The sequence below is a fragment of the Clostridium prolinivorans genome (assembly GCF_004011155.1).
GTDB lineage: Bacteria > Bacillota > Clostridia > Clostridiales > Clostridiaceae > Clostridium_AT > Clostridium_AT prolinivorans.
Genome location: NZ_RJWG01000012.1, coordinates 15618 through 32592, shown reverse-complemented (window position 1 = coordinate 32592; position 16975 = coordinate 15618). Strand labels below are relative to the sequence as shown.

Annotated in this window: 19 protein-coding genes and 1 pseudogene; 10 read left to right on the top strand and 10 right to left on the bottom strand. The window is 24.6% G+C overall.

All coding sequences use genetic code 11. From position 1 onward, the window contains the following. The first annotated feature begins 117 nt into the window (after positions 1–117). The gene (locus EGD97_RS09655; protein WP_078682959.1) at positions 118–666 is read left to right on the top strand and encodes a 2'-5' RNA ligase family protein; all 549 of its coding nucleotides are present in this window, start codon (positions 118–120) and stop codon (positions 664–666) included. 28 nt (positions 667–694) lie between these two features. Here the strand turns inward: EGD97_RS09655 and EGD97_RS09650 are convergent, their stop codons facing one another. Both EGD97_RS09650 and EGD97_RS09645 read right to left on the bottom strand, forming a co-directional pair. Then, positions 695–1075 (bottom strand): zinc ribbon domain-containing protein, encoded by a 381-nt coding sequence (locus EGD97_RS09650; RefSeq protein WP_078682958.1) that lies wholly within the window; start codon positions 1073–1075, stop codon positions 695–697. Positions 1076–1152: 77 nt separating this feature from the next. Next, a complete protein-coding gene (locus EGD97_RS09645) occupies positions 1153–3051 on the bottom strand; it encodes a type I glutamate--ammonia ligase (RefSeq protein WP_078682957.1) in 1899 nt (632 codons plus the stop codon). Between the two features lie 305 nt (positions 3052–3356). Here EGD97_RS09645 and murI point away from each other — a divergent pair, with 305 nt between their 5' ends. The 6 genes from murI (at position 3357) to EGD97_RS09615 (ending at position 7289) form a co-directional block, all read left to right on the top strand. Beyond that, positions 3357–4133, top strand: coding sequence for a glutamate racemase (gene murI, locus EGD97_RS09640; protein ID WP_078682956.1), 777 nt, complete (start codon positions 3357–3359; stop codon positions 4131–4133). A 176-nt stretch (positions 4134–4309) separates the two neighbouring features. Then, positions 4310–4774, top strand: coding sequence for a hypothetical protein (locus tag EGD97_RS09635; RefSeq protein WP_127837188.1), 465 nt, complete (start codon positions 4310–4312; stop codon positions 4772–4774). Between the two features lie 145 nt (positions 4775–4919). After that, positions 4920–5438, top strand: coding sequence for a peptidylprolyl isomerase (locus EGD97_RS09630; protein ID WP_078682954.1), 519 nt, complete (start codon positions 4920–4922; stop codon positions 5436–5438). A 33-nt stretch (positions 5439–5471) separates the two neighbouring features. Then, a complete protein-coding gene (locus EGD97_RS09625; protein ID WP_078682987.1) occupies positions 5472–5858 on the top strand; it encodes a DUF3783 domain-containing protein in 387 nt (128 codons plus the stop codon). A gap of 370 nt (positions 5859–6228) precedes the next feature. Next, positions 6229–6687 (top strand): dUTP diphosphatase, encoded by a 459-nt coding sequence (locus tag EGD97_RS09620; protein WP_078682953.1) that lies wholly within the window; start codon positions 6229–6231, stop codon positions 6685–6687. A 167-nt stretch (positions 6688–6854) separates the two neighbouring features. Further along, a complete protein-coding gene (locus EGD97_RS09615) occupies positions 6855–7289 on the top strand; it encodes a DMT family transporter (protein WP_078682952.1) in 435 nt (144 codons plus the stop codon). A 60-nt stretch (positions 7290–7349) separates the two neighbouring features. On the opposite strand, the gene EGD97_RS09610 is transcribed toward EGD97_RS09615, so the two are convergent. The 3 genes from EGD97_RS09610 to EGD97_RS09600 form a co-directional block, all read right to left on the bottom strand. After that, positions 7350–8267 carry a BadF/BadG/BcrA/BcrD ATPase family protein gene (locus EGD97_RS09610; RefSeq protein ID WP_127837187.1) on the bottom strand — a complete coding sequence of 306 codons (918 nt, stop codon included), beginning with the start codon at positions 8265–8267 and terminating at the stop codon, positions 7350–7352. Positions 8268–8433: 166 nt separating this feature from the next. Next, on the bottom strand, positions 8434–8901 hold the full coding sequence (locus EGD97_RS09605; protein ID WP_078682950.1) for a competence protein ComK: 468 nt from the start codon (positions 8899–8901) through the stop codon (positions 8434–8436). A gap of 557 nt (positions 8902–9458) precedes the next feature. After that, positions 9459–10175, bottom strand: coding sequence for a YesL family protein (locus EGD97_RS09600; protein ID WP_078682949.1), 717 nt, complete (start codon positions 10173–10175; stop codon positions 9459–9461). 315 nt (positions 10176–10490) lie between these two features. On the opposite strand from EGD97_RS09600, the gene EGD97_RS09595 reads away from it, so the two are divergent. Beyond that, the gene (locus EGD97_RS09595) at positions 10491–10733 is read left to right on the top strand and encodes an AbrB/MazE/SpoVT family DNA-binding domain-containing protein (protein ID WP_078682948.1); all 243 of its coding nucleotides are present in this window, start codon (positions 10491–10493) and stop codon (positions 10731–10733) included. A gap of 98 nt (positions 10734–10831) precedes the next feature. Here the strand turns inward: EGD97_RS09595 and EGD97_RS09590 are convergent, their stop codons facing one another. The 4 genes from EGD97_RS09590 to EGD97_RS09575 all read right to left on the bottom strand — a co-directional run bounded on the left by EGD97_RS09590 (position 10832) and on the right by EGD97_RS09575 (position 14521). After that, a complete protein-coding gene (locus EGD97_RS09590; RefSeq protein ID WP_127837186.1) occupies positions 10832–11965 on the bottom strand; it encodes a C40 family peptidase in 1134 nt (377 codons plus the stop codon). Between the two features lie 256 nt (positions 11966–12221). Further along, the gene (gene rsmI, locus EGD97_RS09585; protein ID WP_078682946.1) at positions 12222–13064 is read right to left on the bottom strand and encodes a 16S rRNA (cytidine(1402)-2'-O)-methyltransferase; all 843 of its coding nucleotides are present in this window, start codon (positions 13062–13064) and stop codon (positions 12222–12224) included. 11 nt (positions 13065–13075) lie between these two features. Further along, the gene (locus EGD97_RS09580; RefSeq protein WP_205693981.1) at positions 13076–13813 is read right to left on the bottom strand and encodes a tRNA1(Val) (adenine(37)-N6)-methyltransferase; all 738 of its coding nucleotides are present in this window, start codon (positions 13811–13813) and stop codon (positions 13076–13078) included. Between the two features lie 498 nt (positions 13814–14311). Then, positions 14312–14521: a hypothetical protein gene (locus tag EGD97_RS09575; protein WP_078682944.1), complete on the bottom strand. Its 210-nt coding sequence runs from the start codon at positions 14519–14521 to the stop codon at positions 14312–14314. Positions 14522–14957: 436 nt separating this feature from the next. Between EGD97_RS09575 and EGD97_RS09570 the strand changes: the two genes are divergently transcribed. Further along, positions 14958–15617, top strand: a complete 660-nt coding sequence (locus tag EGD97_RS09570; protein WP_078682943.1) for a hypothetical protein — start codon at positions 14958–14960, stop codon at positions 15615–15617. A 108-nt stretch (positions 15618–15725) separates the two neighbouring features. Here the strand turns inward: EGD97_RS09570 and EGD97_RS09565 are convergent, their stop codons facing one another. Then, on the bottom strand, positions 15726–16205 hold the full coding sequence (locus EGD97_RS09565; protein ID WP_127837184.1) for a PTS sugar transporter subunit IIA: 480 nt from the start codon (positions 16203–16205) through the stop codon (positions 15726–15728). Positions 16206–16421: 216 nt separating this feature from the next. On the opposite strand from EGD97_RS09565, the pseudogene EGD97_RS09560 reads away from it, so the two are divergent. Next, positions 16422–16960, top strand: a pseudogene (locus EGD97_RS09560) (DUF5317 family protein). Positions 16961–16975: the final 15 nt, after the last annotated feature.

Genomic DNA, 16975 nt, shown 5'->3' with positions numbered 1-16975 from the left:
TTTATTTGTAAACATTTTTATTATTTCAATAAACAATTTATATTATACTTAGTATAAATATGTTATAATATTGTTATATTTCTAATTGTTGTTAATGTTATAATTCGGGGGATAAAAATGAAATATTATTTAGTTGCATTATTCGATCGTGAATCTTATTTATCTATGGAACAAATTCAAAGAAATATATGTAAAAAATATAAACTTTATAAAAATGCTCATACTCTTTGTATAGCTCTTGAAATAATAGAAAATCCTGATATTAATAAACTTAATAGTGTTATAACTAATATACTTAAACCTTATAAAAAGTTTAAAGTACAAACAAATGGATTTATTTATTTTGATGCTCCATATAAATCAGTTAATCTAAAAATTGAAAGCAAGGGTTATATAATAAGGCTTGCTAGAAATATAAATGATACATTAAAGCTTCATGGTTTTAATGTTAGAGAAAATATTGATAATTTAGATTTACATGTCTCTCTTGCAAATACCAATTACGCTTTAAAAGATTTATCTGGTAGTGAATATATAGCAGCTTGTAACTCATGTGAAAATAATGACTTTTATAAACTTGCTAAAATAGAAAGAATAGAGCTTTGGAAAACTATAAATAATAAAAAAGAAATATTTGTGAAAAGTTTTCCTTTAAGAGATTATTAATTAAAAAAAGCCTAAGTTTTTATATTTCTTAGGCTTTTTGCTCTTTACCGCATTTAGGACAAAATTCTGCATTTTTATCTATTTCTAATCCACAATTTTTACAATTTTTTTTATCTTTAATCTTAAGAATTTTCTTTTTAAGAGAACTTATCTCCTTTTCTATTTCTTCTATTTCTTTGCATTTATCTATAATATTTTTGTTATTTATTTTTCCTTCTTTAAAATCTTTATATATTTTTTCTCCTATTTTAATATAAATTTCTTGTATTCTCTTTTCTTTAGAAGATATAGCAATATTTAATTTTGAAATTTCAACAAAATTGCTAGATTTTAATGCAGCATTTGATGCTCCATCTTCTATATATTTTCCTATTTTGGATAAATTATCTTTAATATTAATAATATCCATAATTTTTCTCCTAATATTTCTTATACTTTAATATATGAAAAAAATAAAGAAAGTGATTTACACTTTCTTTATTTTTATTAAATATCAATTAAATTTTTCTTATAATTTGAATAAAGTTTTCTAAGTATTTTCATTTTATCATCAAGTTCAAGTTGAAGTTTTGAAACTTCCTCATAATCTTCATTTGCTATAGCTTCTTTTATTCTTGTAAAAAGACATTTTTGAGTATAAGAGTCTTTCATTATATAATATCTTAAATTATTAATTTCCATCCAATTTGAAACATCTAAATCAAGTGCTTTATCTAAAGAATGAAGCATTTTATAACTTCTTATTTCTTCCATAAAATTAGGAATTATTCTTCCTAAAATTTCAGTAACCCATTTATTTCTTGTAGCTAATTTAAAACTATTAATAAGACTGTCATTTATAACATCGCCAGCTTTAAGCACTTTAAGCTTTTCTGGAAATTTTTCTAATGCTGATAAATTTTCGTAAACTGTAGCTGGTGCCTTTCCAAAATATCTTTCCCTATCTTCAGGAGTAAAATCTTCAAATACATCTTCTTCTGTTCTATATGCTCTTTCTTTTTCAAGATATGAAGCATCTTCTCCAGGTTTTTTGGAAAGTTCTTTTAAAAGATCATCTTCATTTTTATTATTTGTTATTGCGTACTTAATACCATCTATCATAGCCATATATAAACTTGCTAAGCATATAAAAGTATTAGTATGTGGATTTGGAGACCTAAGTTCAAATCTTGTTGCCAAAGGATTTTCTGGATCTCTAATTAATCCTACAAGTATAGTTCTGTTTCTTGATGGCATATCTACACTATGACCTAAAGAAGTAACTATGCAAACTGGAGCTTCAAATCCAGGTTTTAATCTTCTAAATGAATCATTAGTTGCAGACACAAAAGGATTTATTATTTCATAATTTTTTAAAATTCCCATAAGAGAAGCATAGCCAATTGTACTTAAAAAATGCTCTCTGGTTGCTGTAAATAAATTTATTCTTTTACCATTTTTAAGTTTAATTGCCATACCAACATGTGTATGTTCGCCGCTTCCTGCAACTTTATCTATAGGTTTTGCTAAGAATGTTACTTCTAATCCATGTCTTCTAAAAGTTTCTCTTACTAAGTTTCTAACAAGTATCTCATTATCTGCAGCTTGAAGTGAAGTTGAATACTTCCAATCTATTTCAAGCTGTTCCATAATGTGAGTTAATTTACCTGTTTCTGTCATCTTAGCTTTAACTCCGCCTACTTCTTTATGCCCCATTTCAGGTTCTATACCATATAATTCCATAAGTATCAATGTTTCTTCCATTGCAGTACGCACAGAGCCTCTAGTTCTGGTCCAATACTGCTCGTGTAATCCTTGAGAAGTTGTTAATTCTTCTACAACAGCTTCTTCATTAGGAGTTTTTACCCAAAATTCTAATTCTGTTGCTGATGTAGGAACTAAATCAGCAATATCTTCATAATTAATTCCATAAACTTTTAAACTTTCTGGATATTTTTTAAATAAATCTAAAAGTGTACTTTTAAAATAGTTTATAGAATTTTTTAAAATATATCTTGAGTCTACAGCCTTACCTTCATGATATAAAAAACTTGGAATTCTTAACGTACCAATTGGCTTATTTGTTTCACTGTCAATAAATTCATAATTATAATCTACAAACCAATTAACATCTAAATCAGCAACTATGTCTACTTTTGCATTGTTTAAACTTGCAATTCCTGGAAGAACAACAGAGGAGCCATCAGTCTGAACTGCACCATTTAGAAATGTTTTAATGTCTTCTAAAAAAACTTTCATAGGTATTTTTTCATCAGTATCATGTCCTGCTAAATCTATAGCTACCAAAGATACAAACTTTATTTCAGGATGTTTTTCGTGCAGCCTTTTTAATGCTTCTTCTGAATGTTCTTCTTTTGGAACAACATAAACTAAATCCTTATACATAAGTTTCCGCCCTTTCTATTTCCAATCATACATAAAATTCTATTATTACATATGTTATATGTCAATATAAGAAATGAAACTTTATAAATTAATAATTTATGCCGCAATTTTATTACAATGAAATAATTCTTTCATATTTTTTTGACATATTAAAAATATAACCTTCTTATATTGAATACTATTATTTTAAATAGTTATTTCCTAAATGAAATTATTAAATACACAAAATAACTTTTTTAGGTTATAATAGTAATATATTTTTCTATGGATAATAACAAAATTTATTGTTATTGGTGGTGAATATTTTGGATAATATGTTAAAACCTATTGGTTTTTTTGATTCTGGTATAGGTGGAATAAGCGTACTTAAAGAAACAATCAAAATTCTTCCTCATGAAGATTATATATATTTTGGAGATTCAAAAAATGCCCCTTATGGAACAAAAACCACAAACGAAGTAAAAAAGCTTACATTTGAAGCTGTAAATTTCTTATTATCAAAAGATATTAAAGCTATTGTTATAGCTTGTAATACAGCTACAAGTGCAGCTATAGATGATTTAAGAAAATTTTATAAAAATATTCCTATAATAGGAATTGAACCTGCTCTAAAACCTGCTGTAGAACTTAAAAAAAGAGGTAAAATTATTATAATGGCAACCCCTATGACTCTTTCTGAAAAAAAGTTTAATAATTTAATGAATAGCTATAAAAATGATAATGATATAGAACCTCTTCCATGTGCAGGATTAGTAGAACTTATTGAACAAGGGTTATTAGAAGGAGAGGAACTAAATTTTTATCTAAAAAATAAGCTACAGCCATATTTAAACAGTAATATAAGTTCTGTAGTTTTAGGTTGTACTCATTATCCTTTTATTAAAAAAGAATTGTCAAAAATACTAAATAAAGATATTGAAATAATTGATGGAAGTCTAGGAACTGCAAAACAGTTGAAAAGGCAGTTGTTAAAAGAGAATATTTTAAATCCCAAATTATCTTTAGGCAAAGTAGAAATTCTAAATTCTCTTAATGATGATAATATAATTGAATTAAGCTATAAATTATTAAACTATCAATAAATTTTTAGTTTAAGCTTTATATATAAAATTTAAACTCACAGTATCTATAAATATAAAAATTACATATTGGACTTTAAAATAACTTTATTCCAAGTACCTATACAAAATAGAACATATTTTAACCACTTAGAATATACTAAAGTATAAATATACAGTAGAAATAAGGTGGTTAATTTATGAAAGTTTTTTATCTTGATAAACCTACTGATAAAGATTATAATTCATTTTTCAGAAGTTCAGACAACATAATAAATGTTTCTAAAATATGTATTGAAGAAAACTTTCCTTTTAAGTACCTAACGATTAATAATACAAAAGATAGTAATTATATATTATCATTATATAGCATTAAACTTAAAACAAAAGATGATAATACAGCCACTCTTTTTATGGGTGAAAATTTAGTTCTCGAAGAAAATTTAAAAGAGATAGACAATTTTAAAATTGGACATAAAGTTAACTTTGAAGATACTTCATCTTATATAGAGCTTTATTCTGTTAAAACTTATTCTAAAAATCCAGTAGATCTTCTTGATAATCACTATATACTAATGATACCTGGTGGAAGTGTAATTATAAAATTTGATATAGAAATTTATAATGTAGAATTAACTTTAAACTCATTAATTCAAAAAATTTAAGGGACCATTGCAAAATAGTAACTTAATTTTAAGCTACTATTTTGCAACAGTCCCTTCTTCAATTTTTTTGAAGTTTATTGTATAATTATATTTGATATGGCAATAACTAGTAAAAGAATATTTTAAGATTTAAGGAGAGATTATTATGGCAAATCCTATAGTTACTTTTAAAATGAAGGATGGAGGCATTATGAAAGCTGAACTTTATCCTGAAATAGCACCTAATACAGTAAAAAATTTTATAAGCCTTGTAAATAAAGGTTTTTACAATGGTCTTACATTTCATAGAGTAATTCCAGGTTTTATGATACAAGGTGGAGATCCAAAAGGTAATGGTACAGGTGGTCCTGGATATTCTATAAAAGGTGAATTTACAGCTAATAACTTTAAAAATGATTTAAAACATACAGAAGGCGTTTTGTCTATGGCAAGAGCTATGAATCCAAATTCAGCAGGAAGCCAATTTTTTATTATGGTTGCAGATGCTCCTCATCTAGATGGACAATATGCTGCTTTTGGCAAACTTATAGAAGGATTGGATATAGCCAAAAAAATAGTAAATGTCAAAAGAGACTATAATGACAGGCCTTATGAAGATCAAATTATAGAAGAAATTACAGTAGATACTTTTGGAGTAAATTATAGCGAACCAGAAAAACTATAATTCTGTATTTTCTAAAGGAAGGAGTAAATGATATTGAGTAATAATAAACTAATGCTTATTTATGGTTTTGAAGAAAAGGAAAAAGATTTTTTAGACAAAATTATTTTAGAGCTAAATTTACCTTCTTATAAAATAATTGAAAAAACTATGGGCAATATGACTTTAAGAGACATTATAAATGGACTTAAAATAGAAACTTATAACCAGTATATACCAGATGAAAAGGTTATTCTTTTTAATAACTTTTCTGATGAAGAAGTTAATGCTGCTGTTAAAGCTATAAGATCAAACAAAGAATTAAAACCAATTTTAGCCGTTGTAACTCCAACTTCAATAAATTGGGAATTCCATACTCTTCTTGAACATCTTTTAGAAGAAAGAAAGCAGGCTCAAAAATATATAAAACAAAAAAATAAGTAAAATACAAGCTCGGCTTACAGTTAGAATTTATATGATTTTAAGTTTCATTAATTTCATAAAAAATTCTTTACTGAAGCTGAGCATATTAATATTTAGCAAATCATATTTTTAAACTTAATAAATTATATTACATTTCTTATTTTTACTTTTCATTAAACAAAATACTCCATTTATTTTAAATTTATATGTAAAATATCCTTTTATTAGTAATAATTTTTTAACAATTCACTCAAATTCAAAAAATTTTTAAAATGAAATAAATATTTTTTTGTAATAGTTTTCATGACTTTAAAATTTCGTTAACTTTATGTAAAATATATTATAAGATTAAAAATTTATAATATCTGCTAAAGAAAGGCGGCTTTTGTATATGAATTTGGAAAAATTATACGAGTCTCAAAATAAGCTGGATAAACAGATACATTCAATAGTAAATTTAAAGGAAAAGACATTGCTACCAGAAAAAATTTTGGCTTTGCAAGTTAAAATCGGCGAACTTGCAAATGATACTCAATGTTTTAAATTTTGGTTGTCAAAAAAAACTATGACAGAAAGAAAAGTTTTAGAAAAGTATATACAAGTTCTTTCTATGGCTTTAAGCATAGGGATTGAAAAAAATTTTACTGAAACTGAATTCCCTATCAAATCAATAGATTCTAATCTAACAAATCAATTTTTAAATTTATTCATTGATATTAATGATTTTATGGTCTGTTCTTCAAAGGATCACTATATTACATTAATAGAAGACATTTTAAGTTTAGGTTTAACTTTTGGATTTACCGAAGAAGATATATTAGAAACTTATAACAAAGTTTTTATAGCCTGATACTTTCTTATAGCAAATGTATTTATTTAAATCGATAAATCAATATAAAATCACCTTCATTATACAATATTTTAAAGCACATAAATAAAATATATAGTTACTGTATAAACTAAAAAAGTATATATTTTATTTTAAGCTTTAAATATATTTTAGAAGGTGATTATTTTATGATAGGAGTAATTTTTTCAATAATAGCTGGTATTGCAATGAGCCTTCAAGGAGTTTTCAATACAAGACTTGGTGAAAAAATAGGTACATTAGAGACAAATGTTATTGTTCAGGCTTCTGGATTATTGCTTAGCATAATTGTTTTGTTGATTTGGGGAAATACTGGAAATTTCAAAAACATAAAATACGCAAACAAATTATACTTACTTGGAGGCGCACTTGGAGTTATTATAATAATTACAGTTATGATGGGAATAAAATCTTTAGGACCTACCTACGCAATTTCAATTATTCTGGTAGCACAACTTATTGGAGCTGCATTAATCGATGCTTTGGGATTATTTGACTCAACAAAAATTGTTTTTGCTACTAATAAAATAATTGGAGTAATAATAATGACTGTAGGAATAATAATTTTCAAATGGAAATCCTAAATAAAAAAACAAATTCAGGCATTATTTAATTTTACTGCCTGAATTTGTTTTTTATTTAATTCATAATTGCCTAATTGCCATTAAAACAGCTCCATAAGCAGCATCATGCTTCATATTAGATATTTCTACAAATGGCAGATTTTCATTCATTAATCTTTTAAATTCTCTATTAACGCATTCATTTTTTACTATTACACTCCCATTTATAGCTAGTTTTATATTTTTATCATTTAAATTTAAATTATATATAACTGCTTTTGCACATAAAAAAAGTTCAAAAGCTGCTTTTAAAAGTATTTTCTTCGCTGCAAAATCTCCTTTTTTATAAGCTTCATCTACAAGTATTGCAAGATAGGCTATTTCACTCTTTCCGGCACCGCTTCTATAAACATAGTCTATTAAGTCTTGAGGACTTTGAAGCTTTAAATAATCAAGTATTAAATCAGTCATTATAGTTTTTTCATTTATACCATCATAAGCCTTAGCTATGTAGTTAATAGCATTAATTCCTATATAATATCCACTGCCTTCGTCCCCTATTATATGTCCCCATCCACCAGCTCTTTTAATTTCTCCTTTTTTGTTTCTTCCATAACAAATTGAACCTGTCCCTGATATTACTATAATTCCTTCATCTTCACAAGTTCCGCCAAAAAGAGCTATTTCTCCATCATTGGTAACAATTATTTTCCCATTAAACCCTAAATTTTTAATTATTTTTTCAATTATTTTTTTATCAGAAGGCCTGTCCACACCTGCTGTACCAATACATAAAGCTTTAATATCTTCCATTTTAAGACAAGTTTTAGTTAATGTATCTTCTATAAGTTCTTTTAGCATATTTTTAACATATACTTCTTTCATGGAATTTATGTTACAAGGTCCACCTTCATTTTCTAAAAGTATATTCCCCTCTTCATCAGCAAGCTTTAATGCTGTCTTTGTTCCTCCACCATCAATACCTATAACATACCTCATTATTATTCACCTCTATATTTTGTTGTTATGATTATTCCACAAAAAGTATTTTTCTTAAAATTAACCACTATATGTTGAAGTAAATAAATAACGAACCTACTTACTCATTGTATAGTAAAAATTTATATACAGCTTATTGTGTTTTAACCATACTATTACTTTATAATTATAAGTAATAGTTTTCAATACTTTTATCTATAATCGCACAATCTCCAATTCTCTTTTTTATAGTTTCAGTACTATCCAAATAATTTATATAACTTCCATTGTTAAGCTTAACTTTATTATTTTCAAAATCAACTTCTTCTATAAATTTTATATTTATATATCCTATACATTTATCTCCTCTTGCAAAAGGTTTTATTGTTTTTATAGGTATAAGAATTACCCCTTCTTTTATATAAAGAGGAGTAATACATTTTTTGCCTGTAATAGATCGACATATTCTTTTTATGCTATGTATACTTCTCATATTTATACTGCAATAATCATTAATTATTTTATCCACAGAATATTTTATATATTCATATCCGCCTTCTTTAAAATATATTTTTGTAACTTTCCCTGTTCCTGTTAAATAACACGGAACAAAAGCACAACCTTTTTGAAGCTTATTTATATATTCATGGTTCATTGGTATTCCTCCTTCGTCTATATTTTTATTTTAATACGAACATATGTTCTTATCAATAGTTTTTATAATTTAATTTTTTATATATTTCGACAGATTTATAATTCAAAAAAATGATTTTAATTATAAATTTTATTTCATATATTTAATTTATTCACATTATTCTATACTTGTCCACAGTTTTGTGAATTTTATACACAGATTTTGTGGATAACTCTAAAACATTGAATTCGTTAAATTTTCATTAAAAGACAATTTTTTTATCCACATTATCAACAATTGCTATGTTAATAACTTGTATATTTTTTTGTGGAATACTTTATATTTTTTTGTTTTTCTACTTTCATTTTTTTTACTTTTCATAAATTAAAATTATATATATCAATAAAGCTTTAAATTTTAATTAAGATATATCATAAAACTTATATCAATACTTAGAAAAAATTTTCCCTCTGACTTGAAATTTTAATTTAAAGATATAATAAATTGCTTGAAATATAGTAAAATAAAAAACTTCCGTAATTTTTAATAATACGGAAGTTTAAAAAATAATTGATTTATTATATATTTATATTACTTTCTTCTTCTAAACTTTCAGGATCAAATTTAATTTGAAGCTCTTTTAGCAAATCATTTTGAAAAAACATAATACCATAGCATAAAACTGCCAATATAAATAATATAAGTACTGATGATGACTTAGTATTAAGTAAAAAATATGTTATAATAAATAAACCTACACAAGATAAAGTTACTTTCCACTTTTTAACTAAATAATAAAATGATATTTTTATTATATCTAAATTTTTTAAATAAAATCTTGATAGTATAGGATATATATAAATTCCTACTAAAACATCTAAAATCATTAAAGCATAAAAAATAGGAATAAAAAATCTTCCATAGCTTTTTATAGCAAAAAACCTTATGTCAATTAACAAAATAGAAAATATTACTAATTGTGCTGTCCAGAAAAATAAAGATTGAAAAAAATTAGTTTTATAAGCTTTAAAATAATCTCTTGTAAGATTAATATCGTTTTCTCTGACTAGTTTACCCATTACACTTAAAAGTGCTGTATATGCAGGCCCTATAGGTATAGAGAATAAAATAAATAATATCCAATATTCTGTTGTAAAATTTCCATTAAAGCTTAATAATATAAATAAAAATGGTATGTTACATAACATAAAGTAAATGTTTCCACCAAAAAACCACATTATGTAATTAGTTATAGTATAAATAGGTCCATCTCCAAATTCTCTTTTTTTACTCATGCCTTTATCTGCTAAAGTGCAGATTCCCCCCTTAACTGTATATTTTTTATTTTTTAGTTATTTTATTTTTTAGTTATTTTATTATAACATACTATTAAATTAAATAAAATCAAAAAATCTGTGTAAAAATTTGTATATTTTTATTAAATATATTGACTTTTGAATAATATGGTAGTATATTTACATTATATAAACTTTAGGAATAAATTTGTAAATTTATTAAAAATTTAAAAAAACATATTGACTTTTTATGTAATATTTGTTATAGTTTATTAAGTAAATTGTCGAATATTGTATTATTAGGAGGAATTTTATATGAAATCAACAGGTGTAGTAAGAAGAGTAGATGAATTAGGAAGAATAGTTATTCCAATAGAACTTAGAAGAACTTTAGATATTGCAGAAAAAGATGCATTAGAAATTTATGTTGATGGTGAACAAATAATTCTAAAAAAATATGAGCCAGCTTGTATTTTCTGCGGAGACGCAAGAGATGTCATCAACTATAAAGGCAAAAACATCTGCAAAAATTGTCTAAACGAACTAAAAGCAGAATAATAAAATTTCTATGTCATTTTTAATCTTTAAATACTATAATCTTTAAATATAAAATAAAGCTGTAGAATAAATTTTCTACAGCTTTATTTTATATTATTTTATTTAACTCTTTTTGCAGTATAATAATCACTTCTGCTGGAAAGATCTGATACTTTTATTACATCACCAGTTTGAGGTGCATGTATATAACATCCATTTCCTACATATATACCTACATGGTGTACTGGTCGTCCACTTTTTTTGAAAAATACTAAATCTCCAGGCTGTAACTCATTACGAGATACAGAAACTCCCACAGTTGCTTGATCTGCAGCTACTCTTGGAAGATTTACTCCAAAACGTCTGTATACATATTGAACGAATCCTGAACAATCAAACCCAGCTGGTGTTGTTCCACCCCATACATATGGAGTACCTTCAAATTTATAAGCAAATCCAACTACATCATTTCCTGAAGCTGAAACACTAAGACCTGATCCTCCTCTTGATGCTGAAACAACTGGCGCAGGTTTTTTTCTTAACTCTTCAAGCTGTTTAGAAATACTGTTAATCTTATTTTGAGATTCAGATATTTCTGCAGTATATTTACTTTCTTCTTCTTTAAGCTGAGCTATTAACTTAGCTTGTTCATCTTTATTTTGCTTAAGCTTAGCTAATTTTTGTTCATTTTCAGCTTTTAATGCTTGTAAACTTGCATTCTTTTCATCTAACGTCTTTTTCTTTTTAGCTATTTCTTCTTTTTTAACATTTAATTCATCGATAATTTTCTTATCCGCTTCAGCTATTCTTTTAATGTCTTCTACTCTTGATAAAAAATCACTAAATCCTTTGGATTCTAATATAATATTTAGATATCCATCTACACCATTTATGTACATGGCTCTCATTCTTTTATTAAATAAATCTTTTTCTATTTGCATTTCTTCTTCAGTCTTTTTTATTTCTTCTTCTGCAGCTTTAATATCCTTTTTAACTTGCTCTATCTTACTATTTGTAGTACTTATACTTATCATAAGATTTTCTATGTCAAAGTCTAACATCTCAATAGCTTCTTCAATTTCCTGTCTTTTATTTTTAAGATTTTGCAAAGCACTTTTATTTTTTGAAATTTCACTTTGATGTTGCTGTAATTGTTTATTCAGCTCACTTTCTGTAGGCTGTGCAAAAGCTGGTACACTATAGGAAATAATTATTCCTAAAGTCATCAAAGCTGCAATCGCCTTTTTATTCAAAAGTAACACCCTCCCCTTTTGTTTAAACTACATAATCACATATATATAATTTATAAAATTAGATAAATAAATTCAAGCATAATTTTAAAATATCAGAAATTTTTACCTAATATTTTAAAATACAATAAAAATATGAACTTATTTATCTTTAACATAAAATATTATAACACTAATTTGTAAAAGATAACAATGGAAATATGTGTTTTTTTGCATAAAACATTATAATATTTGTTTTAAAATACAGAAACTGTGAAAATTATATATCAAAAGACTCTTTATAAATTTCTGATTTAGATACATTTCTATCCTTTGCTACCTTTTTAATTGCCTCTTTTTTACTTAATCCCTCTTCTATGTACTTATTAATATGTTCTTTAACACTAATATTTTCCCATTTTGCTTTTTCTTCTAATTGTATTTCTTCTTGACTTTTTCCTTCAACTACAAGAACATATTCTCCTCTAGGTAAATTATATTTATAATATTCAACACTTTCTTGTAAAGTAAGTCTTAAAATTTCTTCATGTAATTTTGTAAGTTCTCTGCATATTGATATTTTTCTATTACCTAAATTATTTTTTAAGAATTCTAATGTATCTAAAAGCCTATGAGGAGCTTCATAAAATATAAGAGTTTCTGTCCTGTCTTTAATATCTTCTATTACTATTTTTCTTTCTTTATTTTCTCTTGGTAAAAAACCTCTAAATAAAAATTTTGTAGTATCTAATCCTGAATTGACTAAAGCTGTAGTTATTGCAGTTGCCCCAGGTAAAACTTCAAAATCAATACCTGCATCTATACATTTAGATACAATAACACTTCCAGGATCTGAAATCCCAGGGGTACCTGCATCAGTAACAAGTGCTATATTTTCTCCATTTTGAAGCCTTTTTATTATATCCTCACTTTTTTCTTTCTCATTATGCTGATGATAACTTATAAGCTGTTTTTTTATTTCATAATGGTTTAAAAGCTTTAAAGTTTGCCTTGTATCCTCTGCTGCAATTAAATCTACTGATTTTAAAACATCCAAAGCTCTAAGTGTTATATCTTTTAAATTTCCTATAGGTGTAGGAACTAAATAAAGCTTTCCTATCATAAAATCAACTCCTATATTATTCTTCCGTAAATTTTTTCTATTTCTTCAGTATATCCACCATTATCATTATAAATATAAAGAGGTGGTTCCCATTTTAAAAATGCTCCACCATCTCTTTGTCCTTCAATGAGAACTATATTAGGAGCTTTTTTTGTATTTGGATGAACCATTCTTATAGTTTTAGGCTCTATTTTATGTTTTCTCATAAGACATAATATATCTGCTATTCTTTCCGGTCTATGAACCATATATACTCTTCCATTATCTTTTAAAACTATCCTGCAAGCTATTATAACATCTTCAAGTGTACAACAAATTTCATGCCTTGCTATGGCATTTTTATCATTAGAATTTATAATTCCAGAATTTTTCAATTTATATGGAGGATTTACCGTTACTACCTCTGCTTTTTGCATATTTTTTAAAAGATTTAAATCTTTTAAATCCCCACTTATAAACTCAACTCTATCTTCAAGTTTGTTGTATTTAACAGAACGATTTGCCATTTCTACCATTTCTTCTTGGATTTCTATCCCGCTTATATATGAAGCTTCTGTTTTCCCTGCTAATATAAATGGTATTACCCCTGTTCCACTACAAAGATCAATTACTCTCATTCCTTTTTTTATTTTTGCAAAATTAGCAAGAAGTACAGCATCAACTCCAAATCGAAATGCATTTTTCTTTTGTATTACACAAATTCCTCCAAGTTGTAAATCATCTAATGTTTCATCTTCTCTTAAATTCATAAAAATCACTCTCTTTATTTTTGTTTAATCATATTATATATTTTGATTTAAATATATACAAGTTAAATAATACATTAAACTTAATATACCAAAATCTTATAATTTTTTATTATATTATTAACCTACAATAAACCGTAAATTAATTTCCAGTATACAATTTTATAGTATTTATAAATTTTTATTACATCTATTTTGCGAAATTTTCTGCATCTTCAACTAAACTAGAAGCTTTACTATTATATAAAAAGATCTAAATAGTTTTCTGCAGACTACTTTTGGTATTTTAGACAAGTTATTATTACATTATATGGTAATAAATATTTAATCAAAAGACTTTTTGTTATATAATCATAAAGTTTTGCTAATTATATTAAAATATGTAATAAGATAATAAGACAAACTTATGTTTTCTGATTTTGATAAAGAATTTTTAAAAATGTATAATAAAAATGTATAATAAAAATAAAGCTGATGGAAATTTTTAAATTTCCATCAGCTTTATTTATTAATTTTATTATTATTTTCTAAAATTTTTCTCCAGTCGATACAGCTACACCCTTGCTTTGTTTTTATACCATAAAAACTATCTTCACAGTTGCAATTTCCTTCATAATTTAAAGTTTGTATAAATTCCACATTAGTTTGTCTTTCCCCTCTCCAGAACATACAAGTAGCACATACTTTTTCATTTATTCCATAAATCGACATACAACTCCCCCCTGCAGTAAATTATATGCAGGTATCTGTAAATTAATTACAAGTATTTGTTGCTTGTAATTTCATTATTAAAATATCCATTTAGTATATTTTTAATATTTATTTAGTATATTAATAGTGTATTATATTATTAAACATGAAAAATAAATATAATATAATTAAACAAGTACTTTTATATATGGATTTTTTGTAAAATTATCTTAAGTATAAGTATATAATATATTTTAGAATATTATAAAATTATAAAATAAAAGTATTATTGGTATAGATATATAAGTATTTTCCCTTTATATGGTTCTATATCATTTTTTTGAATAGTTGAAAAATTCATTATTTAGTGTAATTATATTATTATAAAATATTTTTATAAAGTTTAGAAAACGATATCTTAAAATATAAATATCAATTTTTATAGGAGGAATGGCTTATGCTATATCCAATGCATGGTTACATTGATACTTTAAATCATGAAATAAATCATGGAAATTCACAAAAATTAAAATTAGTGACAAAATCTAAAGAAATATTACTTAAAGAACGTAATCATTTTAATTATAATTCTAATGAATTTACAAATAAAATACTAGAAAAAGTAATGAATGATTTAAATAACGAAAAAATTTTATACAAAAATATTTCTATTGAAAAAAGTATATTAAAGCTTTCTGCTAAAAATCAAATACGTCATGGTAAAACTTATCATGAGCATAGTTTAAATTTTAAATTATACCCTTTTGAAAATGGTGCTATTATAACTTTATATGAATTTAATATAATTGCATATTTTAAAAACATTATAACTTATACAAAAAAAGAAGGTGTTTTAAACAAAAAATATTCTTTTGAAGAAAATCAATCTTATCTTTTAACTATTCCTGAACATTCTATTCAAGTTCATCTTAATAATTTTAATGATTATAATTCTTTTAAAAAATTTATTTTTGATATATTATATAAAGATATATCTTCTGTTATTATTAATGAATTAAAAAAAGTTAATCTTCCAAAATGGAATATCAATTTAAATAATACTAAATTAGATATAAAAAATATAGTAAATGATAATATACAAGTTTTAACAGCATAAAATTCATTTCAATTTTAAGACTTTCTTAAAATACTAAAACTAATTATTAAATAAAAAAGAGTACAAAAATTAATTTAACAAATCTTTGTACTCTTCTTTTTTCTTTTTTTATTTAATTTTAAAACTTAAAATTTCATCACATCCTGCTTTAACTTCAACCCCTATATTAGCACTTATATCTTTTACATCATCTACATTTGTTATAAGTACAGGAGTTATAAGAGAGTATCCACTGTCTAATATTTCTTTCCTATTAATTTTTATAATAGGATCTCCTGATTTTACTTCTTGACCTTCTTTTGCTATTCTCTCAAAACCTTTTCCATCTAAAGCTACTGTATCTATACCTATATGTACTAATAATTCTATTCCATTTTTAAGGGTTATTCCAAAAGCATGGTTTGTTTTAAATATCATAGATAATTTACCATCAGCTGGTGAAACTATAGTATCTCCTGTAGTTTCAATAGCAACACCATCTCCAGCCATTTTTTCTGCAAAAACAGGATCTGGAACTTTTGAAAGTTCAACTACTTTTCCATCAATTGGGGCTACAAGTTTATAAGTTTTTTTAAGAAAATCAAACATATTCAATCATCTCCTCCATAAATATTATATGTTATTTGTAATAAATATTCAATTTAAAAAAACATTAATTTTTTATATTTATGATATTTTTATTTTTTATCTATTATTGTAAATTAATTAACAAAATGGTATTATAAAAATAGATATATAAAAATTTTGTCATTATATTTTTTATTTTATATATCAATTTACTAATAAAAATACACGAGGATATTTATGATTGAAACTATATTATTAGCAATGCTTGTTGCAAAAATCAAAGGGTACAAGCTAAAACCATTTTTTAAATCCTTGTATGCTTATCCTATAATAATATTTTCATTTATTTATATTTTTATAGGAATTAGTATATTTTATGATAACTATAGTTTTATTAAATATGAAGTTTGGCTTGAAAAAATTTATATTTTAATGTTTATTCCTTTAATATTTAAATATAAATTATACATAAGCTCTATAATAGGTTCGGAACATATTTAAATAATATAGCAATAAATGCAAACAATGGTAAAATGCCTGTGTTCCCGACTTTATCTTATATTACTGGTTATGTTAAACCTGATTCTTTTTCAAAAATAAAAGATATACATATTTTAGGTAATAATAGTACAAAGTTGAAATTCTTGACAGATTATATCGATTTAGGTTACAGTATTTTAAGTATAGGTGATATTTTTATTAGATTTTTTACATTTATTGTTATTTTTGATTTTATAAAGTATATTAATATAAATTTAAAAGAAAAAACCTCATAAACAACTTAGGAGGAA